This is a genomic window from Streptomyces sp. NPDC058239 (assembly GCF_042882185.1).
In the GTDB taxonomy this organism is placed as follows: domain Bacteria; phylum Actinomycetota; class Actinomycetes; order Streptomycetales; family Streptomycetaceae; genus Streptomyces.
Map to the genome: position 1 here is coordinate 68,506 of NZ_JBHVWS010000030.1, position 25,437 is coordinate 93,942.

The window sequence follows — 25,437 nt, forward strand, 5'->3', positions numbered from 1 at the left end:
GGCCCACCGGCATCGGCGCATCACAGCACCAGGCTGGCGGTCGACCGTCGCGACGTCCACAGGCCCGTCCCACCCCGAGAGCCGTGGCCCGTCTATCCCGGTGGGACCGAATGGCTGCATGCGAGTCCCCCGCCCTCCGCCTGACCTGGGATCGGGGGACCGCAGCCGGATCCCCATCCGACTCAAGCCGCGACACCCGGCGCGCAACGAAAAGACTGCCGGGCTGGGACAGGACACGCGGGAGGCGGGGATGTCAGGAGAGCCAGTCGGTGTAGCGGGTGGGGGCGAGGTGGGCGTTCTTGTCGGTGAGGACGTCGCCCTTGACGACCGCGAACATGCCGGCGCTGGGGTCCATGACGACGGTACGGTTGTCGCCCTTGTGGGACAGGGTGATCCGGCCCAGCTCGTCCAGGCTGAAGATCTCGGGGCCGGCGACGTTGCGGATGCCGTTCAGCGGGGCGCCCGCGGCAACCTCCGCCACCGCGCTGGCTACGTCCTTGGACGCGATCGGCTGGATCGGAGTGGCGGGCAGCCGGACGGTGCCGCCGTCGGTGGTCCAGGACAGAACGGCGTCCATGAACTCCATGAATTGCGTGGCCCGGACGATCGAGTAGGGGATCGGCCCGGCCGCGAGGATCTTCTCCTGGAGCGCCTTGGCGCGGTAGTAGTCCAGCTCCGGCACCTGATCCACGCCGACGATCGAGAGGATGACGAAGTGGCCGACGCCGCCCTTGTGGGCCGCGGCAAGGAGGTTGTCCATCGAGGTCCGGAAGAAGGCAAGGGAGGCTTCGTCGAAGGTCGGGGAGTTCGTCAGGTTGACGACGACGTCGGTTCCCGTCACCGCCTCGTCCAGTCCCTGGCCGCTGATGATGTCGACTCCGGTGGACTTCGAGTGCGGTACCGCCTCGTGTCCGGCGGCGTTCAGGTTCTTGACGACCTGCGACCCGATCAGTCCGGTACCACCGATGACTGCGATCTTCATGACATGCCTTTCGTCGGGATTACGTGCGCAATATGGCACATGAACCGCTATGCGGGTGCGTATCGAGTCCCGGTGTGGGTTGGGTTAGCGGCCTCGCGTGGTGTGGTGGTGGGTTTCGGCGAGGTGGTCCAGGCGGACCTGGTCGAGGCTGGTTCTGGTGAGGCGTTCGCTGCCGTCGAGAATGCTCGTGATCGCTGCCTGGCGGATCGGACGGGTGAGGCTCCCGATCCGCCCTGCGGTGCGCTGGTGGAGATAGGCGGCGCGGCGGGGGAGTGTCCCGGCCCGGTGTGTCCGGAGATCGAGCGCGGCCTCTACTCCCGCGATCAGCTCTCTGAAGGGTTTGCGTGTGCCGAGCCGTGCCGAGAACGCCCCGCATTCCACCAGACAGGCGTGTGGGGCCCGTTGCGCCCCGCGCACCCCACTGAACAAGGCGGTGGTGGTGACGCCGATGCCCGCGTACACGAATGTCGCTTTGATGCGTTTGGTGAGGTCTTTGAGCGGGTCGGCGGTTTCCGCGCCGGTCGTGGTGCGCGGATTGAGCCGGTGGATCTCGTCGATGAGTACCAGACGCACGCCCGCACGATTGTGGGTGTGGCAGACGGCGTCGGTGATCTGGGCCTGGGTCATGCGGGTGGTGACGGGGATGCCCAGGTAGCGGGCGAACTCCGTGGCCATGGCTTTTGCTGTCGCCGCGGGCGGTACCAGGACGTAGGCGACCGGCACCGGTGCAGGCGTGGTGGCGGCCGGTGGGTGCTGCTGGGTGTGGGCGAGGTGGCAGGCGCGCCCCACGTGGAGCAGCGCGGTGGTCTTCCCGGCCGCTGCCGGGCCGGTGACGACCAGCGAGGGCCGTGCGGTGGTCTGCAGGTGGCGTCCCAGGATCATCAGCGTGCGCACGCCGGTGGTCAGGGTGTCGATCGCCGGGGTCCGCACCGTGACGAACGCGGAGTGGTAGGCGAGGCGTTCCTCCACGCCGCAGACGGTCTCCGGCGCACCGGCCTTGCCCCCGAGGCCGGTCCGGCGGGAACGGCCGCTGCACTCGGCCCAGTAGCGGAGCTTGCGCGAGTGCCAGGAACTGTGGGCGGGCATAGCAGTGTCCTTTCGGCATGCCGTTGCCCGATCCTCCGGCATGCGAATAGAGACACTGGCGTGGGTGAATCCGGTGACGCTGGTGGTACAGGCTGGAGCAGTCCCACGCTCCTTGCGCCCGTTTCGCGCCGGATCGGGCGGCAGTCGGTACGGGGCATGCCTCAGCCCCTTACGGTCCACGTGATGAGGCAGCCGACCCGACGAGAATGGGCGACACAAGCACGATTCCATCGAACGGAGCAGCGCCTTTCACCGGTTGCGCCCCAGCATCGATAGCAGCTGGGGTGAGGTGCCAGGAGTTCGATCTGCACGCCGGCGTCCTGGAGCTGCCCGCACAGCGTCAGCAGCCGTACAGGACTCACGGGCAGGATCCGGACGTGTCCCGGACGAGCCCCGGACACCCCATGACCAGCACGGACAGGCTGCCCGATGTCCCGGACGCCTGAACCTGTTGCGCCGTACACGACAGCGGCAGCACGCTTCCGCCACAAGCCGCCCGCCGCTGGCAGATGAGATCGCCAAAGGCCCGTGGGCAGCTCAAGCACCACCGTTCACAAGAGGAGACAAGGTGAAGAGTTCACGGCGTATTGCTCTGGCTGCAAAGGTGGCACTGGCACTGCTGATGACGGCAGGACTGATCACCCCCGCCTATGCCCAAGGCACCGGATCGGGTGCTGAGTCTGCCCCCGAACCGGCCGCCCAGGCGGCAGTAGTCCCGGACCGGGTCATGACCTGGAACTCCCACGGACAAGACATCTTCAGCGGACCGGCCTTGCTGAGGGATCAGATCAGGAAGTTCAGGCCCCAGATCGTGCTGCTGCAGGAATCGTGCCACGGCGAGATCAGGTCGGCCGTTAGACAGCTGAAAAGGGACGGCCTGCACTACGAGTTCAGGCCTGGAACGGCCAACTACCACTTGTTGTGCCCGTCAGGGAACGGCCAGGCCGTTCTCGTCGCCAAGGGAACGCCTTTCAGCAACTACAAGACCGTCCCGTACACCGTGAAGGACAACGAGGAGCGGGGTTACAGCACCTTCACGACCACGCTGGCCGGGCGCACCGTGCAGGTCTTCAACACGCACCTGAACAGTGCTCGTGGCGCCGCAACTCGGCCCCAGCAGGTAAAGGAACTGATCGCTGCAGCGCGTCCCTACCGGCGCACACTGGTGGGCGGTGACTTCAACACCCAGCCCTGGGACAGCAGCCAGATGAAGCCGGTATGGGAACAGCGCCCTGCCTACCGGGACGTTGATCCCTTCTGTGGCAAGACATGGAGCAAGCAGTGCAACGGCACCCAGGAAGGCTCGGGCAAGAAGTTCGACTACTTGCTGCACCAGGGCATCAACTCGCGGGCCTGCTATCTACGTAACACCCGCAATGAGGACCATCGTGTCGTGGTCAGTGACGTGACCGCATCGGCGCCCTCAACGGACCCCTGCCGGTTTGTGTAACAGCCCCGAAGCCGGACGGACTCCCACGTGAGGGACTGGCTCATCAATGGCGGATCTGATGATCAAGGAGACGCCAGAGGTGCCCGACACCGTCGTTGAGTAGGAGTCCGCTGAGTGTGGTGAAGCAGGCTCTGGAAACCTGCCGAAGGCTGGCAGGCTATGAGCCACACACCCCATTTCCGCAGGTAGGCGCGGTGAACTGGGAGGGTATGAGGCTGTGAGACAGAGCTCGTGCCTGCGTCTCCAGCCAGGCCCACGCGTCGGAGAGCCGGTCGAGGAGCGCCGCCTCGTCAGGCTCGTCCTGGAACGCCTCGCGGGCGGCGCCGATCGTCCCCCGGTACGTGGAGAAGCCTGTCGCCCCGGCGAGGTGCTCCAGGAGCAGGAGCGCGGTGTCGCGTGTCGGCAGGCTCCGGACCTGCTCTGCCGGAACCGCGGATGAACGTGTACTTCATGACTGCACGCTACGCCGCAGTGCCGACATACCAGCCGGATCGGCCGGGGGTCACCCAAGGCCGTCGGCGACCGAACCGGACCTCTGCTTCCTCGCCGGCCGCCGCCTCCTGCGCGTCATGGCGGTCGGCCGGGACTGGCCGCCCGCCCGAGCCGGTCGATGGCGGCCGGGCCGCTGTGATGCTGCGGGAGGTCTCCCGACCCGTTACGCGAACCCGGCGCGGATCCGGAACGTCGCGACCTGTCGACCCTGGCTGTCCGTGATCAAGGGGAAGCTTCATCCTTTCCCTCTCCCCGGGCCGGGACGTCGGCCTGCTCCGCGGCGGTGCCCGCTCTCGGGCCGCCTCCGCCAGCTGCTGTGTTCGGCTCTCTTCGATGTACTCGACAGGGGTGGGTAGTCCGTACCAGTGCGCGAGTGATGAAGTGGCCGACTGACGGTCATTCTGCGCAGCGTCGATGACGCGCCCGGTGTGATCCCGCACTTCGTACGCAGCGGCGCCGGCTTCGGCGGACCGGAGTCGTACGGTTCCCCCGATGGTGTCGAACCCATCGAATGCAACGGCGGTAGTGAACGAATCCAGCGAGCCAATCCGCCGTGCCAGTACGATCGTACGCAGCGTGGCAGGCACGGGCACTCGAACCACGACGCAATGCGCGTTACGGCGGACGACTGTCATGCCTGCAGCCTCGACCGCTTCGCCGTAGGTGCGGAAAGCCGCGTCCCACGTTTCCCGGGCCTGTCCGCGTGGTCGGAAAGGTGACCCAGCCTGTACCCGGGTGATCATGACGTCCCACATGTCCGGCCCAACCTGCCATCCGTCACACACCCCGAGTTCACCTTCGGCAAGATCACATCGCCCGGCTCTCCCCGCTCAAGCACAAGAACCTGAACCTGCTCGGCCGCTACAGCTTCACCGCCAGCGTCCCAGCCGCCGGCGCCCTGCGCCCGCTGCGCGACCCGGACGCGGCTGGGCTCGGGCTCGACGAGGACGACGAGGAGTAGCCGCCCTCTTGGCGTCTCCTGCCGGGAGTCGGATCGTTGTCCGGGGTGAGGTGATGTGGTGCCACCCCCTCAGAATCCGCGCGTTCTGCGCGCAGTACAACGGAGCCCGGGCACAGGGGCAGCGGGTGGGGATGGCTCGGGCACGACCGCATACGCTGGGAAAGGTGGCGGGGCTGCGGCTGCGTGCGGACTGCGCGACCGGCGGCGGGGACAGAATCCACCATGTCCGGCGGCCGAGGGCCCGAGGCCCTGCTCATCGGCGACTCGCGGTGCCAGTGACGCGCGACCGCTGCAGCGCTGAGAAGCCGGCGCGGACGCGATTCGCGGAACACCGCCGAACGCCCCAGTTCGTCTGGCTGCAGGTTCAACCAGCAAACTCAGAGTTCGGCTGCCGTGCGGTGGTGTTCCTCGCGGTGGGCGAGTACGTCGGTCATGTGCGTTTCGGCCCAGTCCTTGAGGCCGGCCATGACGTGGTTCAGGGACAAACCGAGGTCGGTCAGTTCGTAGGTGACGGTGACGGGCACGGTGGGCGTGACGGTACGGGTGACCAGGCCGTCGACTTCCAGGGAGCGCAGGGTCTGGGTGAGCATCTTCTGGCTGGCGCCCGCGAGCCGGCGGGACAGTTCGGAGTAGCGCATCGCCCGGGGCCCGTCTTCGTGGTCGACCCCGGGGCGGTGCGGGCCGTCGCTGCCGAGCGCCGCGAGGATCAACGCGACCCACTTGTCGGAGATGCGGTCGAGCAACTGGCGGCTGGGGCAGCCGTCCATGAACGCGTTGTAGCTCGCTTTCGCCTCGGCCCGCTGCTGAGCCGCCGTCTGCGTTGACATCGATCGCCCCTTCCGTACCTGGAGGCAGCTTACGCACTTTCAAGTGCCTTCTTCCGCTGCGGAATCCACAAAACGAGCATGGAGCACGGAAACGATCACCCCACCGCAGAGGAACAAAGCCATGGGCACCCCCACCTTCCGCACCGCCGTCGTCCGCGTCCCGAACGGGCCCGATTCGATCGAGGTCATCGAGGTGCCCGTCGTCGATCCTGGCCCCGGCCAGATCCGCGTCGCCATCGCCGCTGCGACGGTCAACCCCACCGATCTCGGCGTCGCGGCGGGCTTCTTCCACTCGATAGGGCTGGTCGATCAGCCCGAGCACACGGGCCTGGGCTGGGAGTTCGCCGGCGTCGTGGGCGCGTCCGGGCCGGGCGTCGACCTGGCCGTCGGCACCCGGGTGGCCGGTCTGGTGGTCGGCTTCGACCGCGACTACGGCACCTACGCCGAGCAGATCGTGGTCGCAGCGGCCGACGTCGCCCCGGTCCCCGACGAGCTGGACCTGCTGGCCGCGACCACGGTCCCCCTCAACGGGCTGGCCGCTGCGCAGGTCGTCGACCTGCTCGGCGAAGCGCCCGCCGGGGCCGCCCGGCTGCTGGTGACCGGCGCCGCGGGGGCGGTCGGAGCGAACGTCGCCGTCCTCGCCCGGGAACGCGGCTGGCAGGTGACCGGGCTCGCCCGCACCGGCGACGAGGAGTTCGTCCGCGGCCTCGGCGCCGACTTCACCACGCACGCCGAGCCGGAATGGGACGCAGTCGTCGACCCCGCCCAGTTGAATGAAAAAGCGCTCAAGCTGGTCCGCGACGGCGGAGCCTACGTCGGCCTGCGGCCAGGCCTCGAACCGCCCGCCGAGCGCGGGATCTCGGTCGCCTCCGTGGTCACCGTTTTCGACAGCGCGCGACTGGCCGACCTCCTCACCCGCACCGCCTCGGGCGAGCTTTCGGCCCGCGTCTACGCGGTCGTCTCTCTGGACCAGGCCGCCGACGCCCACCGGGCCACCGCCAAGGGAGGCCTCCGCGGCCGCTACATCATCTGCCCCTGACCAGCCCGGCGCCGAGTGCGCCGCCGACCGGGCTCACCGGCACCTGCCGACGCAAGCCTCCAACGCCAGGGGCCGGTCCCTGCCGCGCAGCCGACCGCCGGCCCGGCCACGACATCGGCGGCATCGCCGAAACCGGCGAGCTACAGCAGCCCCAGCCATCACGACGTCGGTTGGGACAACGCCGAGACGCGCGGGGCAAGAGACGAAGTCTCAGCCCGCTCCCTGCTGTCAGTGATGCGGTTGCGATGCCTCGCGAGGCGATGCGATGCCCGCCGTCGATCCGTTCCGTTCTGCCCCGCCGTACGACACCCTCAGGAGACCCGCCATGACCATGAAGCGCCTCGCCACCGTCCTCGCCGTCCTCGGCGGCCTGTTCCTCCTCTACACCGGGATCAGCTTCCTGCTCGCACCGCAGGCGACAGCCGAAGGGTTCGGAGTGCCGACCTGGCCGCAGGACCAGGGGAAGGGCTTCCTGCAGGTCAAGGGCATGCGGGACATCGGCTTCGGACTGGTGATACTCGCGCTGCTGCTGGCCGGGCAGCGCAAGGCGCTCGGGCTGGCGATGGCGGCAATGGCCGTCGTCCCGGCCGGCGACATGCTGATCGTGCTGAACGAAGGCGGCCCGGCGGCGACCGCGTACGGCGTCCACGGACTGGCTGCGGCGACGGTCGCCGTGACCGCGGGACTGCTGCTGCGCGAGCGGCCGGCAGCCGCCTGAGGTCCGCACCAACCCAGCAGGACAGCCCCCGGAATGGGCCCGGCTTGCCACAGGCGCGCTGAACTCGCACCGCCTGCGGGAAGAAAGTGCAGGTCTGCTTCCGGGGGCCGTGCGGAGCGCCTCAGGGGCACTCCGCCTGCTGCTCGAAGTCGCGCCCTGTTCACACTGTCGTCCCGATCCCGAGCTCGGGTACTTCGGGTGACGCGAGCCTCAATGGGACAGATGCACGCCCCGCAAGCCGGATGGATCGCGGGGCGTAGGTGAGCAGGAGCCGTTCCCTACCTCCTGCGGTGGGCCCCCCAACCAATTGCAGCAAGGATCGCGACAACGAAGCCAGCCGCTTCGGCCGTCGTAGCTGCGCTGGTGATCACGAGTGCGGCTCCAGCCCACAGTACAGCGATCACCGGAATCAACGAGATCAGCTCTCGCTCGAGGGTGTCGTGTTGGGGCATGACTGTCTTACGCTTGCGTGGCAAAGGACTGTTCCTCTCTCGGATACCCCCGAAGGGCACAGCGCCTTGGGCCTCCAGCCGCTCACCGCCAAGTAGTGGGCTGGGGGCCCTTTCTGATGGGCGCTCACCAATGAACTCAAACCTCGGCGGCGGATACAACCCCTTCCGGAATCTTTTTTTTGATTCCTCGGTGTTGCTGGCATCACAGCCGCATATTCATAGGGCGAAGTGGTACCTAAGCGTTCGAGTGAAAGGGCTTTGCGCCTTTCTGCTCGCACAATCACAAGCAGTGCACGGTGTATGCCTGTGAATATCGCGCCCAGATACAGCACAAGGCGGTCACCATCCACTTAAGAGGGCGCTGCCGCCTTCAAATGCAAGGTGAGCCCGGGGAGATCAGACGCCGACATCACCGACGTCCTGGCACCGCTGCTGCCCGGCCTGCTGCTGCGAGGCTCATTCCCCGTTTTCCCAGGTGGGCGGGGTGGGGTGTGAGACCGTGTGGCTCTATCGAGCAGTAGTGACGTCGCTTGCCGACGGGTTTGAGAGGCCTCCCGTTCCACGAACGGGTGATGTCGAGGAGGCCTTCGTCGGTGAAGGTCTTGGCGTTCAGCCGGCTAGCCGGAGGGCGGGCCGGGCTTGGGGCGGGTATGTCCTCGCCGCCGTCCGGGTCGGGGTCAGGTCGGTGCCTGTCCGAGCGTCTCGGGCCCGCGGGGGCCGGATGTCGCCGGCGGGGAAGTTCAGCGGCCACACAAACGTGTCAGGGCTCTTGAGGCGGTTGACCATGTGGGAGAGCGACTTGTAGGCGGCCAGGAGCGCTGCCGGGGTCAGGGCGTTCCGCATCGCAGCCACGACCGTGTCCACCAGTTGCCACCCGGGCGGCAACGCGTATCTCTGACAAACGGGTTACCGGGTGCCGCAGGGGCGTGCGGCACCGAGTTGGACCTCGCGCCGGCATTCGCGGCAGTCCGGCAAGCCGCTCATTCGTCGGCCTTTCCCCTCCGTCCAGCTGAAGCCGCACAGCGACGTGAGCAGGTCCTGGGAGTCATCGGAGGTGGCATGGGAGCCGTAGCCCGGAACGTTCCAGGTGACCCGCCCCGCCGTCGTAGGGAGCACCCTCCGGCCAGTCGTAGACGGACTCGGTTGTGGTGCAGCGCATCCGGAGGTCAGGGCCCTCCCAGCGGGCACCCTGCCGTGCCTCAGCGGCGGCGTCGACGGAGTCTGCCAGTCGTTCGAAGGACAGGTCGTAGTCCCTCATGTGGTCCCAGCTACCAGACGGCCGCTCTCTGGCCAGCGATCGGAACATCAGCAGCAGTCGCGCCAGGTCGTGTTGCCGGACCCGGACGGTGTTGGTCTCGGGGTCGTAGCCGTACGGGTTCTCGGTGCCGGTCTACTTGGGCATCCCGCGTCCGGCTTTGTTCACGAGAACCGGTTCTGGCACACATTCCGTGAGCGATCTCGAGTCCCGGCTCACCGGGCCCCGGTGACGCGTGGTCCGCGCTGCTCACATGACTTGGGCGCCTTCTGCTGGCGAGATCCGGCAAGCTCTTTCACGGAATGTGTGTCAGAACCTGAGAAACGACAGCGCCCCCAGTGCGCCTCGCCGTCGCAGGGGCTTGCCTCGGGAAGCCGCGATGAGGCCCCAAGTAGCTTTGCGTAGGTTGCCGACTCCTTGGCGTCCGGCCAGGGAGCCCGGCGCAAGAACCCGTTTGGCGGACCACTGCGACCACTGCTACTTTTCCGGAGGCCGTGCGAGAGAACGAGGAGGTGGTACCCGTGAACGTATTCACATGGGTGCTCTCCTCCGGGGTCACGGTCGGGCGATAGGTCGTCCGGGAGCGCCGTTTCTGAGCCCTCCCGAAAGGCACGACCATGCACTTCACTTCTGAACAGCGTCTCGACGACGGTGTCCTCGAGCGCGAATTCACCCTCGGTGAGATCCCCGGCATCCTGTGGACGCCCGGATCCGCATCCGCTCCGGCGCCGCTGATCCTGCTCGGCCACCCCGGCGGACTGCACAAGATGTACCCCCGACTGGCGGCGCGGGCCCGGCACTCCGCGGCGGACGGCTTCGCCGCGGCCACCATCGAGCTCCCCGGGAGCGGTGACCGGCCCCGTTGGGCCGCCGCCGAGCAGGCCCGCGCCGACCTGCGCCGGGCGCTGGAGGCCGGCGAGCCGGTCGACGAGGAGATCGTGGACCGGCTCGTCCTCCCGCTGGTCGAAAAGGCGGTCCCGGAGTGGCAGGCCGCCCTGGACGCCCTCCTGTCACTGCCCGAGGTCGGCGGCCCGGTCGGGTACTCGGGGGGAGTGATCTCCATCGGGACCCGGCTGGCGGTGGTCGAGCCGCGCATCTCGGCCGCCGTTCTGTTCGCCGGGAGTTTCGTCCCTCGCGCCATGTTCGAGGAGGCCCGCCAGGTCACCATTCCGCTGCACGTCCTGCTGCAGTGGGACGACGAAGGGAACGACCGGCAGGCGGCCCTGGACCTGTTCGACGCCTTCGGCTCCAAGGAGAAGACGCTGCACGCCAACATGGGCGGGCACACCGGCGTCCCGCAGTTCGCGGGGGAAGCCGCGGCCCAGTTCTTCGCCCGGCATCTGAGCTAGCCGCGGGTCGGCCCCGCCGCCGGGCCAGTAGACGGTAGGCGGTGCCGGCGATGCTGTCACCAATGACAGGTCCCGGCGCTCATCTGCTGTTTGTGCCGTGGGCCCCTGCCAACTCGGCTGGGGCCCACGCTGCCCGAAGCCATGAACTGTTCGATTTCTGCAGTGCTTCGGGTGGTGCCCAATCTCGTGTCCAGACGCTGTTGGTTCTCGGGTTCTGGCACACATTCCGTGAGCGATCTCGAGTCCCGGCTCACCGGACCCCGGTGACGTGTGGTCCGCGCAGCTCACATGACTTGGGCGCCTTCTGCTGGCGAGAGCCGGCAAGCTCTTTCACGGAATGTGTGCCAGAACCGGTTCTCGTGAACAAAGCCACACGGGAGAGCGGGGTCACAGGCAGTCGTTGGTGACATCCCAGCAGGTCTCTTCCGGGAAGGGGTCCTCACTCTGTGACGGAGGGGGTGTGTAGACCGGCGGTGGGGGCTCGTAGACGGTCGGCTCCCGATGGGACGGCCGCGGCGCGGGACCGTTGGAAGGGCGCTTGCGTGTGGACGGGGCCGAGGGGGTGGTGCGGTGGGTGCTGCCCGGGGAGGTGTGGCCTGCCGGGCCCGGTGCCGGCTTGTCCTGGGGGTCCGGCTTCGTGGAGGGGGTGCTGGACGCGGGGGCCGGGGGAGTGCTGGATGCTGTCGACGGGGCTGGTGTTTGTGTCGCGGGTGCGTGTGGCTTGCCGGTGTCATCGCCGGGAAACAGGGATATCCCTGTGATGGCGGCTGTGACGAGAAGGACGACGGCACTTGCCCCAAGTACAAGCTTTGGCCGCCGATGAAGGCACCACATCGTGACCCGCACCACCACAGCACCCGACCGCCGCGGCATCGTCCGCGCCACCTTCACCGCGTGCGCCCTCGCCGGGCTGGGAACTTCCTGCCTGGTCCTGCTCTTCGGACACCACGTCCTCACCAACAGCGCGGACCTGGTGGCTTGGCGCGCCCTGGAACTGGCCATCCTGCGCGCGCTGCTGAGGCGGGACGGCAGGTGGTGGATCGTGGCGGGCACGGTGGGCGGCCTGGCCATGTACGCGAAGTACATCGTGCTCCTGCTGCCCGTTTCGCCGCTGTCGCATCGAGGGCGACGAGCGCGGCGCTCAACGACTCGTCGACCCTCATTCGACGGCCGCCATCTCCGTCATGCGGGCGAACTTGTCGAAGTTCGCGAGTCGGCGCTCGCCCCGCACCGGTGCGCATGTCGACGAGCACGACGAGGTCGTCCATCCGGCCGTAGGTGCGGTCACCGTCGAGGTAGAATCCCTGAGCGCCCCAGACCGGCATGAAGTCGGCATCGTCTTCATACCAGCCGTCGACGTGGAGAGTGTGCCGCGAAGCCGGCCCGCCGTACGGAGGGCACCACTCGGCCGGCGTCCTGCTCGCAGCCGGGCAGCGCCCTGCTGACGTTCCGTCGGCCGCACCGTCTCCCGCCATCGGGCGCGACGCCCACCGTCCCCGGCAGCACCAAGATCCCTGCCAGGCCGCCGCGAGGGCACCGCGGACCAACCTGCGTTGTCAGTGGCCCTCGTTAGTCTCCCCTCATATCGCAGTTCAGGGGCTTCATGGCCCTTGGTTCGGGCTGCGCTGACATCTGATGGACAGGCGGAGGGGCACGGCTGATGGCGTGGCTGGCAGCGGGTGAGGGGTACGAGATCACCCTCGAGGACGGGCGTGTGGTCGCACGGCGAGTCGGGGGGCGGCAGTTGAAGGCGCTGCCGAAGGCGTTGCGCGACAGTCCCGAGGTCGACCGGCTGAGGCAGCTGGCCGAGTGGCTGGACCGGCACGCGGCCTCGTGCGTGGCTCAGGTGGATGCCTGGATGGTGTCGTCGCTTCCGGTTCCGACGGAGCTGATCGCGCGGGTGTGGCCGGACGAGGCGTGGCAGGCGGCGCTGCGTGACATGGCCGTGGTGGGCGACGATCCGGACGAGGTCGGCTTCCTGCGGGACGTCACCGGCGACGGGGAGCTCAAGGTGGTCGACCTCGACGGTGAGACCGTGCGGCTGTCGCCGCGCACGGTGACGCTTCCCCACCCCGTGCTCCTGCCGGACCTGGACGACGTACGGGACTTCGCGGCCGACCTCGGCATCACCCAGAAGGTGGAGCAGATCCACCGGGCGACCTGGAGCAGGCCGGACGGGCCGGATGCCGGGCGTCCGGAGACGGCGACGGAGGTACGGGACTACGCGGGCGGGAAGTTCGCCTCGCGGTTCGGTCTCGCGGCGCGCGCCACAGGCCTCGGCTACCGGGTGTCCGGTGGCTACGCCACGTGCAAAGTACGTGATGGGGGCCGCAGCACGGAGGCGTCGGTGTGGATCGGCGAGCCGTACTGGGACGGGGAGTCGGAGACCGGCGGGCTGAGCTGGCACGACGAGGACGGCCGCGCGGTGCGGCTGACCGAGGTCGGGCTGGTGGCCTGGTCCGAGGGGATGCGCATGGCCGCTGCGCTGTACGCCGGCCGCACGATCGAAGAGGGTGGGGACGCGTGACCGGGACGGTTGGGAACGACAACAAGGAGCTGCTCGCGGCAGGCGCGGTCCTCCCGGCCGACGCGCGGGGTGCGGGCCCCTCAGCGGTCGAGCTGACCGCACGGGCCTATCGCCACGCGGTGCTCGGCGAGGATCGGGTCGTCGTGCGGCTGGCCGCGGCCGAACTGGGCCCCGCCGAGGACCTCGCCGCCGGCTTCCTCGGACTCGAGCCGCAGGGCGAGCCGGCCGTGGTCGGTCTCGGTCGGCGCCAGGAACTCGGCTTTCCCGAGTGGGTGCTGGTGCACCACCCCGAGGACGGGCACCACGCCCTGGCGGTCGTGCCGGAGCTGGACCGGCTGGCCCGGCAGGCCAAGACCAAGCCCAAGGCCGCCCTGGACGCCTGCCACGAGCTGGCCGGGCGGCTCGCCGCGGCCGTCCCGCACTTCCTGCCCGTCTTCTACGAGCAGGCCGCGCGGGTTTTCCTCGGCGTCGAGAACAGCACGTACGCCGGCCAGTTGTTCGGCCGTGCCCGCACGAGCGAGGCGCAGCACGGGCTGACGGTCGACGAGGACCGGCTCGACGCCCTGTTCCTGGAGTTCGCCCTGGCCGGCGCGCTGCCGGCGAAGGTCCTGACCGGTTACGGCAAGGACCTGTCGGCCCGGCTCGCGCCCGTCGAGGCGTACGAGCGGTTCCGGCGGCTGTGCGTGCGCCGGACCGTCGGCGGTCTCGCGCCGTCGGCCCAGGCCGCGGTCGAGCTGAAGCGGCTCGCCCGCGCCGCGGCCCTGTCCGGCAACGAGGCGGAGCAGGACTACCTCGCCGAGCTCCTTCCGCTGCCGGCCACCTTGCGGGCCGCCGCCGGTTGGTGGAAGTCGCACCGCGGCGCGCTGGTCGCGCTGGCCCGGCGCGTTCCGTCCGCGCGGGGCACGCTGCTGTCGATGACCCCGCCCGGGGACAACGGGGATATGACCGAGCTGTGGCTGGGAATCATGGCGGAGTCGGGGGCCGACGCCGGTCTCGCGGACGCCGACCTGCCGCAGGAGGAGCGGTGCTCCGACGGCGCGGCGGGCTGGCTGGAGCGCTTTCACGGTGCCCGGCATCGCGGTTGGGGGCCGCGCCCGACGCCGCCCGCCCTGCTGGAGCTGGTCGAGCGGGCGGCCGGCCGGCTGCGTGCCGATCTGGCGGCGCGGCCCGAGGGCGAGCGGTTCCTGCGGATCGGTGTCGAGGACGTGAACCTGCTGGACCTCCTGCTCTCGCTGGAGATCGCGGTCGCCGACCCCGAGGAGAAGTCCGCCCACCACCAGCGCGGCAGCGCCCTGAACCTGTCGGACTGGGCCCGCGGCGAGGAGCCGCGGGACCTGGTCGCGCTGGCGGCCGACCCGCGCTTCCGCCCCGCCTTCGGACGCGGGGCGAACAGCTACAACAGCGCGTCCTCCGGTGCGGACGTGATGCGGCGGCTGGCCGCTTCGCCCGGCGGCCAGCCGATGCTCACCGAGTGGATGCGCGAGGTGGCCGCCTCGTCGGTGGCGGCCGGGCTGCCCGGACTGCCGAAGGCGATCGAGCGGCTTTCGTGGCTGCCCTCCGAGGCTCTCGCGCTCGCGCCGCAGGAGGTCGCGGCCGCGGCCGGTGCCGATCTCGGCGAGGTCGTGGCGCGCACGCTTCGGGGCGGTCTGTGGGAGGAGCTGCGCTGGCCGGCGTGGGAGGAGGCGCTGACGGAGCTGGCACCAGGGCACCACACCACCGAGGGTCTGACGGTCGTCGAGGCCTGGCCGTACCTGATCGTGGCCAACGCGACGCAGGTGCGCGTCATCGACGCCGACTCCACCGTTCTCGTGCACGATCTGCGGCTGCCCACCACGTCCGTGTGGCGGACGGGCTTCCATTACGTGGACGGTGCGTTGCTGGTGTTCTGGAGCACGTACGGTCGCGGCGAGCCGCAAGGCTACTGGCACACCGCGCCCGACACGGTGTTCGCTCTCGCAGGAGCCGGCGCCGGCTCCTGGACCATGCGTTCGGATCACCTCAGCCTGCAGCTGCCCGGCGGCGGCCGCACCACCGGCGGCGGGGTCCTCCACAGCGGCGACACGAAGCTGCCCGCGGAGCGCGCGCTGCTGTCCGACGGCACGTCGTACTGGGTGTGGCAGGACAGGGACGGGGAGGACAAGGGCGGCTGGCTCGAATACGACCCCGTGGGCGGTGCGTACGGCCGGCGCTCGCAGCCCGGTTTCCTCGCCGACGCGCTGCTGCGGCACGCCCCCGGGGCCGAGTTGGCGGCCGGCTCGTGCTGGCTGCGGCCCGCCCCGGCGGTGGCGGGTTCGGCCCAGGGGACGTCCGCGGACGGGCTCCTCGGCTGGCGTGTCCTGCGGCTGTCCGACGGCGGCCACCACGGCGAGGACACCACTGGACGGGTCGTCACCCTTCCGAAGGGCGTCGACAGGCCGGTCGCCGCGCTGACGTTCCCCGGCGACGACCGGCCGCGGGCACTGATCCAGCAGTGGCGCGAGCTGTTGCTCAGCGACCCGGAGGGCACGGTCACGACGTCGGCCCAGTGCGACCACCGCAACGAGCTGTACGGGACCGCGGCTCAGGCCCTGCCGCCGCTGCCGTACCTGTACATGCTGCGCGCGCGTGATCCGCAAGGGTCGTCGGCGCTGCGGGGCGCCGACGCGGAGTCGGCCGGCGCCCTGCTGAAGGCGGCTGTGCTCGCGGAGCGGGTGGCGGACCTGCCCGAGCTGGTGAGCGCCGCGCTGCCGCAGGTCTCGGCACCCGAGCTGGTCGCCGGCGTGGTGAAGGTGCTGCGCTTCGCGGTACGGCAGCAGAAGGCGCTGGACGCCGTGGCCGTACGGCTCGACCCCGCCGCCGAGCCCACGGAGGTCCGGGTCCAGGGACCGAGTGACCACGTGCTCGCCAAGGCGCTGCACGGCATCGTCAATACCGGCTACTACCGGTACGGCGTGGACACCGACGTGACCCACCGATACCTGGAGACTCTGGCGTCCGTGCGCGCGGACACCGCCGCCACGGCGCTGCCGGGCCGGCTGCACTTCGATCTGCCGTCGCTGCCCTACTCGGGACTGCCGTTCGTCTCGCTCTTGGACGAGCCGGCCGCGATCGCCTACCGGGCCGTCGCGCCCGGCAGCGACCCGGCACACCGGGCAGCCCTGCTCGAAGTCCTCGGCCGGGTGGACGCGCTGGGGCTGGCCTCGACGGCGGCCTCGGCCGGTCACTGGCGCCGGGTCCTGGTCCGCCTGGCGACGCCCCACCTGCACACGCCGGACGGCCAGAGGCGCAACGTCGCGCACCGCAGTGTGCTGCCCCTGGGCGGCGGTGCTGTGCTCGGCATCACCGAGCACAACTCCGGTGTCGACGACGGGTGGGAGTTCGGCGCGCTGCTCCACGACCCGAGCGGCCGCTTCGTGGTGCCCGGCCCCTACACCGTGAGCGGTGACGCGCCGGTGGGCGACCGGGTGCGCGGCGCCGACTGGCTGACCGGCTTCCTCGGGGAGGCGCAGTCCCGTGAGGCGGTGCCCTTCCTGCCGGAGGCCGCCGACGAGTTCAGCCGCCTCACCGGTGTGTCCCGGGCGCTGGCCCGGATCGTTCTCGCGGGCATGCCCGACGTGGACAGCTGGGAGAACAACTTCCTGCCGACCGAGCTGCGCAAGGCGCTCGGGCTGAAGGTGGCCGAGGCGGGACACGCCCGCGATGAACTGCGCGCGCTCCCGGTCGAGGTACGCCGGGCGGTGCTCGCGACGCTCCTGCCCGACGACCCGGCACGGCTGTGGAGCGCGGGCCCGGACGTGGCGTCGGCGGCCGCCGTGTGGAACGAGAAGGTGGGACGGCGCCGGCAGGTGCCCGACTGGTTGGCGGCGGAGGCTGCGCGCGCCGCGAGCAGCGGCTGGCCCGTGCACCGGGCGCTCCCGGCGCTGCTGGAACCGGCGTCGTCGCCGGAGCTCGGCGTCGACGTGCCGTGGCGCATCGAGGGCGATCACCCGGCGACGGCGTCCCCCGCCGATGCGCCGTTCACCTCGGCGGTGCTGGCCGGCTCGATGAGCCTGACGGCCTGGCTGGCCCACCGGCTGCCCGCCGGCGATCCGGTACGGGCGGCGCTGCCGAGTGCGCTGACCGCCGTGCGGCAGCGTCTTGCGGCACCCGAACTGCTGCTCTCCGCCGGGCACTACACGAGCCTCGCGGACTTCCGGAAGGTGGCCGGCGCCCCGACGGAGACGGCACCGGACCATGAGCGGTACGGCGCGGTGCTCATGGCCACGCAGGACGGTCAGCCCCGGCCGGCCATACGGCCCGCCCTGCTGGACTCCACCGGCTCCGACCCGTACCTGGTGGCACTGCGTGGCGCCGATCAGCAGCCGACCGGGGTCGAGACGGCCCTGCGGCGGGCGCACGACCCGGCATTCGCACGGCTGCTGGCCGACCCGGGGGCGCCCGCGGCCGGCGCGGCGGACGACGAGGGCCTGTGGTGGCCGCAGGATCCGTCTCGTTCGGTGCCCGAGCGGGTGGCCGAGGTCGCCGAGGCACGCGGTCTGACCGCCGACGCGGCGACGCTGTACCTGGTGCTGCTGGCCATGCCCGACCCGACGGACCGCAACACCGCGCGATGGACGGGGTGGAAGCCGGCCCGTCTCAAGACGGCGCGGGCCGAACTGGCCGAGACCGACCTGGTGGTGTCGGCCGTACGGGCCCGGGCGGGACGCTCGCTGGTCTTGCCGGGCGCCTGGGCGGAGCAGTCGGCGCCCGTCCTGCCCGTCGAGCAGTGGAAGCTGCCGATGTACGGGGTGGCCACGGGCGGTCGGCCGGTGCTGGGCACCCTGGTGCCGACCGAACCGGCCGCGGAGCTGTTCGCCCGGGCCTGGCAGCGGATCCTCGACGGCGACCTCCCGCGCTTCGAGGAGCTGAAGGTGCGGCGTACCAGGCGCCGCCGCTGAGGCGCCGCCGAACGGCACCTGAGCCGCCGCTGACCGGCCGCCCGTCGTCAGCACGGCGCGGCGCCCCGCCCCCGGGTGTGCCGCGCCGGTCCCCGACCCGTATGAACACCTGTCGAACCATGACGAAGGAAACCCGCATGACCGTCACCGAACAGACCGCACCCGTCCGGCAGGGCCAGCCGGCCGAGGAGCGCCACGCCGCCGAACTCGCCTTCCTCGCCGCCCAGGACCCCGGGCCGCGGCCGCCCGGCTGGGCGCTCACTCCTCGCGCGGTGGTCACGTTCGTCTGCGGCAGCGACGGCGTGGAGCTGGCCCTGCCCCGGCGTCGCGCCGGTCTGCCGTCGAAGCTGGTGATCGCCCCGAAGTTCGTCGGCGAGCGCGCGCTGGTCGAACGCTGTGTGGTCACCCTCGCCGGAGAGCGCGGGCTGCTGCTCACCGGTGAGCCCGGTACGGCCAAGTCGATGCTGTCGGAGCTGCTCGCGGCCGCTGTCAGCGGGACCAGCGCCCTGACGGTGCAGGGCACGGCGGGCACCACCGAGGACGCGTTCCGCTACGGATGGAACTACGCCCTGCTGCTCGCCCAGGGCCCCTCCCCGCAGGCCCTGGTGGACTCCCCGGTCCTCGCCGCCATGCGGGCCGGACGGGTGGTGCGGGTCGAGGAGATCACCCGCTGTCTGCCCGAGGTTCAGGACGCCCTCGTCTCCATCCTGTCGGACCGGCGGATCAGCGTACCCGAGCTGACCTCCACCGAGGACGCGGTCGTCCGCGCCGCCCCCGGCTTCACCATCATCGCCACCGCCAACCTGCGCGACCGGGGCGTCTCCGAGATGTCTGCCGCGTTGAAGCGCCGTTTCAACTTCGAGACAGTCGACCCGATCGCCGACGCCGACGCCGAGGCGGTCCTGATACGCCGCCAGGCTGTCGCCGCCGTGCAGCGGGCGGGCGCGGCCTTCGCCGTCGATGACGCCGTCCTCGACGCCCTCGTCACCGTCTTCCGCGACCTGCGCTCCGGCCGCTCCAACGAGGGCTGGGACGTGGAGCGGCCGGGCACGGTCATGTCCACCGCCGAGGCCGTCCAGGTGGCGGCGTCGCTGGGGGTCGCGGCCGCCTACCTGCCCGGCGAGGACGTGCTCGACCTGCTGCCGGGACACCTGCTCGGCGTGGTCCGCAAGGACGACCCCGCCGACCACGCACGGCTGCTGGGCTACTGGGACGGCCCGGTGCGCCGCCGCGCCGAGAACGGCTCGGCGATGTGGCGCCGGCTCTGGGACCTGCGCGGGAGCCTGCGTTGACGACCGTCGATCCACGGACGGCCGTGGACGCACTGGCCGCATCGCGTGCGCCGTACCTGCTGGGAGTGCGCCACCACAGTCCGGCGCTGGCCGCGGTGGTACCCGCCCTGCTGGAAGAGGCGCGGGCCGAGGTGGTCTGCGTCGAGCTGCCGACCGACTTCCAGCCCTGGCTGGAACACCTGGCGGACCCCGAAACCGTCACCCCGGTCGCCCTGGCCGGGGCGGGCGAGGGAGGACGGCTTTCGTTCTACCCGTTCGCGGACTTCTCACCGGAGCTCGCCGCGGTCCGCTGGGCCAGAAGCCGCGGAGTGGAGGTCGTGTGCTGCGACCTTCCCCTCGGCGACCCGCGCTGGTCGGCGGGGGCACTCGGGCCGGTGTGTGAGCGGGACGGGAGCGAGGCCGTACGTCCGGAGGCCGATGCACCCCTGGGGGCCACGGGTGCGCTCGACGCCGGTCCCGACGCCGGTCCCGACGCCAGTCCTGACCCTGCTCCCGGCGACGGGCCGACGCGGGTGCGGCGCTCGTACGCCGAGGCGCTCGCCGCCGCCGGGACCGGCCGGGACGGTGACGATTTGTGGGACCGCGCGGTGGAGGTGCTGGCTCCGGGGTGCGCTCCGGACGCGGTGCGCCGAGCCGCACTGGGCGTGGGCTGGGCCCTGCGCGCCGACGCCGCCGTACCCGCCGCCGACCTGGCGCGGGAGGAACGGATGCGGCAGGTGATCGCCTCTGCCGCGGCGGACGGGCGCCGGGTGGCAGCCGTGATCGGCGCGTTCCACGCACCCGCGCTTCTCGCGTCCACGGAGGCGGATGCCGGAGCGGAGGCCGGGGCCGGGACGGCGGGCGTCTCCGGCGCTACGGGGCGGGCTGCCGTTCCGTCCGAGGCCGCGCCGCGCGGTGCGGGGCCCCGCACGTGGGGGTCCGGTACGGACGCGGCAGGGGTTTGGGCGGCTGGCAGGGCCGGGGAAGACGGCGCCGCCGCGACCGAGGGCTCGGCGGTGACCTCCCTCGTGCCGTACTCCTTCGACCTGCTCGACTCCCGGTCCGGCTACCCGGCTGGAATCCGTGACCCGTTGTGGCAGCAGGCGGTGCTCACCGCCGCCGGCGATCCGGAACGGATCCGGGAGGCGGCTGCCGACGCGGTGACCGGCCTGTGTCGCGAGATGCGCCGCGGCGGTCACACCGCGGGGACCGGCGAGGCCGCCGAGACGCTGCGCCTGGCCTGCGACTTGGCCGCCCTGCGCGGACTGCCCGCGCCCGGGCGCGGCGAACTCCTGGAGGCCGTCACCACTGTCCTCGGTCAGGGCGAACCCCTCGGCCGGGGCCGGGCCCTGGCCCGCGCGCTGGAGACCGTGTTCATCGGCACCGCACGCGGCCGGATCAGCCCGCACACGCCCCGGTCCGGTCTCGGCCCCTCGGTCGAGGCCGAACTCGCGGAACTGCGGCTGCCCCGACCGGACGACCCCGACCGCCGCGACCTGCGCCTCGACCCGCTCCGTTCACCGCTGGACGGCCGCCGCGAAGTGCTGCTCCAGCGGCTGTTGGTGATCGGCGCCTCGTACGGCGAACCCCTGGACGTGGCGAGCACGGGCGACGGCACCGCGCTCGGCACCAGGTGGCGTCTGACGTGGACGCCGTCCGTGCCCGCACGCCTCGACCTCGCGGGCGTGCGCGGGGTGACCGCGGCCCAGGCCGCCGCCGGTACGCTCGCCGCGACCGCGCGCCACGAGGCCGCCGAGGGCGGCCCCACCCCGGCCCAGATCCTCACCGGGCTGACCGCCGCCGCGCGCTGCGGCCTGCCCGAACTGGTCGACGCACGACTGTACGAGGCCTCCGTCGTGCTGCCCGACAGCGCCGACCTGCCCGAGCTCCTCCAGGCCCTGGACCTGTTGGAGGGACTGCGGCGCGGCCACTACCCCGACACGATGCAGGACGCCCGTACGACGGCCGGCGCGCTCACAGAGGAACTCCTCGAGGCCGCGGTCCGGTCCCTGCCCGGCCTCGCCGGGAGCGACAGCGGCGCCGACGCCGGGGCGCTGGTGGAGCTGGCGGACCGGACGGCCGCCCGTCATCTGGGCCTGCGACTGGACCGGGCCCTCGCCGAGCTGGCGGCCGAGGGCTCCCCGCTCATCCAGGGCGCGGCCCTGGCCGTACGCGTGCTGCTCGACCTGGACGACGCGCCCGGGCTGGGCGAGCGTACGGCCGGCTGGATCGACGGGGCCACGGCTCCGGACACGCGCCGGGCGCTGGCGAAACGTCTTGCCGGGCTGCTCACAGCCGCCGGTCCCCTGCTCCAAGCGTCGCCGGACGCGCTCGCCGCGCTCATGGACCGGGTTGACGCGCTGGCCGACCAGGACTTCCTCGACCGGCTCCCGGCCCTGCGCGGCGGCTTCGACACACTGGCCCCGGCCGCGCGCGACAGGCTACTCACCACCGTGACGGAGCGGCTCGGCGACCGGCTCGACCTGTCACTCGACGCCCCGCCCGAACTGCTCGCCCTGTGGGCGGCGGCCGACGCGGCCGGATCGGCAGCGCTGAAGGCCCTGGGCCTGCCAGGCGCGGACGCCGACGCAGGAACGGACCCGGGCTCGGACTCGGCCGACAATCCCCGCCCCGTCCCCTCACCCGCAGCGGACAGCGCCGCCGCGGACCGACGGCTCGGCCGTGCCGACCGCTGGCGGCTGCTGCTCGGCCGCCACAAGGAACGGCTCACCTGCGACGCGCGCCGCTACGCCCACGCCCTGGACGAGCTCTACGGCCGCGGGCGCGGCGAAGGCGCCCAGGACCTGGTCGGCGGCGCACCAGGTCAAGGCGGCGGTCAGGACCCGCCCTTCCCCACCGCGCGGGAGTGGGCGCAGGAACTGGAGGCCCTCTTCGGCACCGACGTACGCGAGGAGGTCCTCGCGGAGGCCGCCGACGCGGGTCGCACCGACGTGCTCGCGCAGCTCGATCCGGCGTCGGTACGCCCGTCGGTGGAGCTGCTCGGTTCGGTGCTGTCCCTGGCCGGAGGCATGCCCGAGGCCCAACTCGCCCGGCTGCGTCCGCTGGTGAAGCGGCTCGTCGACGAGCTGTCCCGGGAACTGGCCACCCGCCTGCGCCCGGCGCTCACCGGTCTGGCCACCCCGCGCCCGACCCGACGGCCCGGCGGGCGCCTCGACCTCGCCCGTACCCTGCGGGCCAATCTCGCCCACACCCGGCGGACGGAGGACGGCCGGCTCGTCGTCGTACCGGAGCGCCCGCTGTTCAGCACACGGGCGAGCAAGGAGGCGGACTGGCGCCTGGTCCTCGTCGTCGATGTCTCCGGCTCGATGGAGGCGTCGGTGATCTGGTCGGCGCTGACGGCCGCGGTCCTCGGCGGGGTTCCGACCCTGTCCACGCACTTCTTGGCCTTCTCCACGCAGGTGATCGACCTGACCGACCGGGTCGAGGATCCGCTGTCGCTGCTGCTGGAGGTCCGGGTCGGCGGCGGTACACACATCGCGGCCGGTCTCGCGCACGCGCGTTCGCTGATTACCGTGCCGAGCCGCACGCTCGTCGTCGTGGTCAGCGACTTCGAGGAGGGCGCACCGCTCGGCGGATTGCTGGGCGAGGTGCGTGCCCTGGCGTCCTCCGGCGCCCACCTGCTGGGCTGCGCGGCGCTCGATGACACCGGCACGCCGCGCTACTCGGTGTCCGTGGCGCGCCAACTCGTCGCGGCCGGTATGTCGGTTGCCGCCCTCAGCCCGCTCGAACTCGCCCGCTGGGTGGGCGACCGCCTCCGTGGAGAACCCCGTTGAGCACCGAACTCCTGCCTCCCGTCGCCCCCGACGTCCTCGCCGACGCCGTGGAGCAGCTCAGCGCACGGCTGCGCAAGAAACTCGACGCGGCGATCTCGGGCTGCGCCGACCATGCCTCCACCACGGCCGACGGGGCGGTCGAGGTCCACTTCGGCGAGGACGCCACGGTCACGCTGCGCCCGGGCCCGTCCGGAACGGTCACGAACGCGGAACAGGTCGTGTGCACCTGCCTGTTGGCCCCGCGCTGCCTGCACCGGGCCGCGGCCCTGGGCGCGGCACCCATCGCCGATGGGGAGGGCGACACGGGCGGGGGTGACGACTCGGGTACGGGCAAGGCCGCAGGCTCGGGCACAGCCTCCGACACGGGTGCGGGCCCAGAGGAGGCAGCACCCACCGCCCCCGCCGCCGACGTTGCGGCCACGGTGGTCTCGCCGGCCGCACTCAGCGCAGCGCAGGTCCTTGCCGCCACGGCGCTGTGGGACGCCGCCGCCGAAGCCCTGTCCGTCGGCGTCACGGCGGGCGGCGCCGTGGTGCAGGCCGAGCTGCTCCGCGCCGCCCACACCGCGCGGCTGGCCGGGCTGCCGCGGGCCGAAGCGGCCGCGCTGCGAGTCGTACGGAGCCTGAGGGCCGCGCGGGAGCGGAGCGAGGGACAACGTCTCGCCGACCTCACCGAAGCCTTCCGTGAGCTGCTGGCCGGCACCGCCCTGCTCGCCTCCGGGTCGGCCGACACGGATGCGGCGGGCTCCGCGCGCCGGGTCTACGAACAGGGCGGCAGCCTGCGGGTGTACGGCCTGTGCCGGGAGCCGGTGCTGTCCGCGACGGGGTACGGCGGAGTGACCACGCACCTGGTCGGTTCGGACGGCGCCGGTTACACGGTGTCCGACGTGCGCCCCGGTGGCCTCGCCCGCGTGAAGGGTGCGGGGTCCGCGTCCGTGGCGCTCGGCGGTGCCGTCCTCGACCACGCCGGGCTGGCGCGCGGGGGTCTGCGGATCGTCGGCGCGACCGTCTCCGCGGACGGGCGGCTCGGGGCAGGGCGGGGGGTCAGCGCGACGCCGCTGCGCGGGGTGGACTGGTCCGAGGAACCCGCCGCCGCCCTCTTCACCCGACCGGTGCAGGAGGCGATGGCCGCTGTGCTCGCCGACGGCGCGCCCGAGGCGGGCGGGCCCGGCAGGACGGCGCCGAGTCTGCTGGGCTGCGACGTCGAGGTGATCGGTGCGGCCGGCGACTCTGTCGTCGTCCGCGTCGCCGGTGAGGGACCGCTGCTGCGGCTCCGCCCCGCACACCCCCACCCGGAGCTGCCGCACGCCGCCAACCTGCGCCGGATCGCCGAACACCCGGGGCTCGCCCTGCGCGTGCTCGGCCGTCCTGACCTGGACCGGGCGGCGACGCTCCGGTCGCTGGCGGTCGGGCCGGTGCCGGGGGCGTCCGCCACGCTGCGGCTGCCGGACGCGTGGAAGGGCCGTGCCGACCTGGGCTACGACCGGCTCCAGGGCGAGCACTTCCCCCGCGAGTCGGCGGGACCTGCGGACTGCGGGCCGGTCACCGCGGGCCCCGACCCGCTGGCGGAGGCACCGCTGTGGCGTGTCCGGCGCCTGCTGGAGACGGGCGTCGCGGGCGGTCGCCGTGCCGTGGCCGAGGCGGGCCGTGGGACGGACGCGGCCTCGCTCTCCGCCCGCCTGACCCGGGCGGAACTCGGCGTAGCGGCCCACCTCGCACAGGCCCTGACAACGGAGGCGGGCCGCCGCCCCCGCGACACCTTCGGCCGCCTGACCGACCCCTCGGCCGACGCCTACGCGAGGGCCTGGCTCGCCTCGGCCGTGCACCTGGCGGCTGCGGAACGCTCGCTGGTGGCCGCGTCCTGGTCGTGACCTACCGCTGAGCCCACCGGGCCGCCTGGGCCGCCCGGCCGGTCCTGGGCAACGTCGAGTTCGGACACGCTGGCCCGAATCTGCCGATGCCGATCGGCATCCGCGTCGCCCTCGACGCGCAGCAGCGGACATTGTCGCTGCTCGAACCAGCGGTACGGGTCGCTCATGGCGACGGACCGATCGGCTGAGCAAGGAGGATCAGGGAGGCCTTTTGCATCCTCAGGCCGGGGCTTCCAGCTCCAAGGTGAAGACGGCCTGGACCAGGTCGGTGATGAGGGTGGTGTTGCACCGGAGTTTGTGCAGGAGCCGCCAGGTCGGCAAGGGGTCCGTTGTGTACCCACCTCTTGGCCGTCCTTCTGGTGGGCCTGGTCCTCAACGCCACCCTCTGGCCGAAGAGGCCGGTTACCAGGCAACGACTCACCCACCGGGACAGGGCGAACGTTGCTTGAT

General features: G+C 71.8%; 13 protein-coding genes. 10 read left to right on the top strand and 3 right to left on the bottom strand.

All coding sequences use genetic code 11. The features are described from left to right. Positions 1 to 253 precede the first annotated feature (253 nt). Together ACFVYE_RS27985 and ACFVYE_RS27990 are read right to left on the bottom strand one after the other, a co-directional pair. The gene (locus ACFVYE_RS27985) at positions 254 to 982 is read right to left on the bottom strand and encodes an SDR family oxidoreductase (RefSeq protein ID WP_389607595.1); all 729 of its coding nucleotides are present in this window, start codon (positions 980 to 982) and stop codon (positions 254 to 256) included. Between the two features lie 84 nt (positions 983 to 1,066). After that, a complete protein-coding gene (locus ACFVYE_RS27990) occupies positions 1,067 to 2,068 on the bottom strand; it encodes a TniB family NTP-binding protein (RefSeq protein ID WP_389607596.1) in 1,002 nt (333 codons plus the stop codon). A 568-nt stretch (positions 2,069 to 2,636) separates the two neighbouring features. Between ACFVYE_RS27990 and ACFVYE_RS27995 the strand changes: the two genes are divergently transcribed. Then, positions 2,637 to 3,518 (top strand): endonuclease/exonuclease/phosphatase family protein, encoded by an 882-nt coding sequence (locus ACFVYE_RS27995; protein WP_389607597.1) that lies wholly within the window; start codon positions 2,637 to 2,639, stop codon positions 3,516 to 3,518. Between the two features lie 1,830 nt (positions 3,519 to 5,348). Here ACFVYE_RS27995 and ACFVYE_RS28000 read toward each other — a convergent pair. Beyond that, the gene (locus ACFVYE_RS28000; RefSeq protein WP_389607598.1) at positions 5,349 to 5,798 is read right to left on the bottom strand and encodes a winged helix-turn-helix transcriptional regulator; all 450 of its coding nucleotides are present in this window, start codon (positions 5,796 to 5,798) and stop codon (positions 5,349 to 5,351) included. Between the two features lie 121 nt (positions 5,799 to 5,919). Between ACFVYE_RS28000 and ACFVYE_RS28005 the strand changes: the two genes are divergently transcribed. The 9 genes from ACFVYE_RS28005 (at position 5,920) to ACFVYE_RS28045 (ending at position 24,987) form a co-directional block, all read left to right on the top strand. Next, positions 5,920 to 6,837, top strand: coding sequence for an alcohol dehydrogenase catalytic domain-containing protein (locus tag ACFVYE_RS28005; RefSeq protein WP_389607599.1), 918 nt, complete (start codon positions 5,920 to 5,922; stop codon positions 6,835 to 6,837). Positions 6,838 to 7,162: 325 nt separating this feature from the next. Continuing rightward, positions 7,163 to 7,555 (top strand): DUF4267 domain-containing protein, encoded by a 393-nt coding sequence (locus ACFVYE_RS28010; RefSeq protein ID WP_389607600.1) that lies wholly within the window; start codon positions 7,163 to 7,165, stop codon positions 7,553 to 7,555. A gap of 2,324 nt (positions 7,556 to 9,879) precedes the next feature. Continuing rightward, the gene (locus tag ACFVYE_RS28015) at positions 9,880 to 10,611 is read left to right on the top strand and encodes a dienelactone hydrolase family protein (protein WP_389607601.1); all 732 of its coding nucleotides are present in this window, start codon (positions 9,880 to 9,882) and stop codon (positions 10,609 to 10,611) included. 835 nt (positions 10,612 to 11,446) lie between these two features. Next, positions 11,447 to 11,938 carry a glycosyltransferase family 39 protein gene (locus ACFVYE_RS28020; RefSeq protein ID WP_389607602.1) on the top strand — a complete coding sequence of 164 codons (492 nt, stop codon included), beginning with the start codon at positions 11,447 to 11,449 and terminating at the stop codon, positions 11,936 to 11,938. 333 nt (positions 11,939 to 12,271) lie between these two features. After that, positions 12,272 to 13,138: a DUF4132 domain-containing protein gene (locus ACFVYE_RS28025; protein WP_383979546.1), complete on the top strand. Its 867-nt coding sequence runs from the start codon at positions 12,272 to 12,274 to the stop codon at positions 13,136 to 13,138. Further along, positions 13,135 to 18,054 (top strand): DNA-binding protein, encoded by a 4,920-nt coding sequence (locus ACFVYE_RS28030; RefSeq protein ID WP_389607603.1) that lies wholly within the window; start codon positions 13,135 to 13,137, stop codon positions 18,052 to 18,054. Before ACFVYE_RS28025 ends, ACFVYE_RS28030 begins: the two co-directional genes overlap by 4 nt. 137 nt (positions 18,055 to 18,191) lie before the next feature. Next, on the top strand, positions 18,192 to 19,346 hold the full coding sequence (locus ACFVYE_RS28035) for an AAA family ATPase (protein ID WP_389607604.1): 1,155 nt from the start codon (positions 18,192 to 18,194) through the stop codon (positions 19,344 to 19,346). After that, entirely contained in the window at positions 19,343 to 23,119 is a 3,777-nt protein-coding gene (locus ACFVYE_RS28040; RefSeq protein ID WP_389607605.1) for a DUF5682 family protein, read from the top strand. The genes ACFVYE_RS28035 and ACFVYE_RS28040 overlap by 4 nt, the downstream gene beginning before the upstream one ends. Further along, entirely contained in the window at positions 23,116 to 24,987 is a 1,872-nt protein-coding gene (locus tag ACFVYE_RS28045) for a hypothetical protein (protein ID WP_389607606.1), read from the top strand. The genes ACFVYE_RS28040 and ACFVYE_RS28045 overlap by 4 nt, the downstream gene beginning before the upstream one ends. Positions 24,988 to 25,437: the final 450 nt, after the last annotated feature.